This window comes from Rhodococcus sp. P4_F3_2, assembly GCF_056401335.1.
This window is the reverse complement of sequence record NZ_JBFUJN010000148.1, coordinates 1-549: the sequence shown is the minus strand read 5'-3', so window position 1 is coordinate 549 and position 549 is coordinate 1. Positions and strand designations below refer to the sequence as shown.

Below are 549 nucleotides of genomic sequence, written 5' to 3'. Positions count from 1 at the left end.
GCCGGTGGCTTAACCCCTTGTGGGAGGGAGCCGTCGAAGGTGGGATCGGCGATTGGGACGAAGTCGTAACAAGGTAGCCGTACCGGAAGGTGCGGCTGGATCACCTCCTTTCTAAGGAGCATCTCTTTCGCTCGCCGCACACAGGTGTGGTTGAGGAAAGCAGAGGCCATTTCGTTCCCGTATGTGGAACGGTGGTTGCTCATGGGTGGACGCTGACAAGCATTCGTTTTCGTTACTGCCGGCCTCAGTGCTGGTGGGAGAACAAATTATATCGACATACTGTTGGGTCCTGAGAGAACACGCGAGTGTTTCCTCTCTAGGAAGTAACGACAACACTGGAATGTGGGTCATACCGCGAATAGGTAACTGAGGTGACTTGGTTGGTGTTCGGCTGGTGCTCACGGGAGTTCTGGGGTTGTGTGTTGTTTGAGAACTGCACAGTGGACGCGAGCATCTTTGTTGTAAGTAATGAAGAGCGTACGGTGGATGCCTTGGCACCAGGAGCCGATGAAGGACGTAGGAGGCTGCGATAAGCAGGCTGCGATAAGC

General features: G+C 54.5%; 1 rRNA gene. It reads left to right on the top strand.

What is annotated here, in order from left to right:
• A 16S ribosomal RNA gene (locus tag AC1DWA_RS33170) occupies positions 1 to 111 on the top strand; the annotation flags it as partial.
• Between the last annotated feature and the right edge of the window lie 438 nt (positions 112 to 549).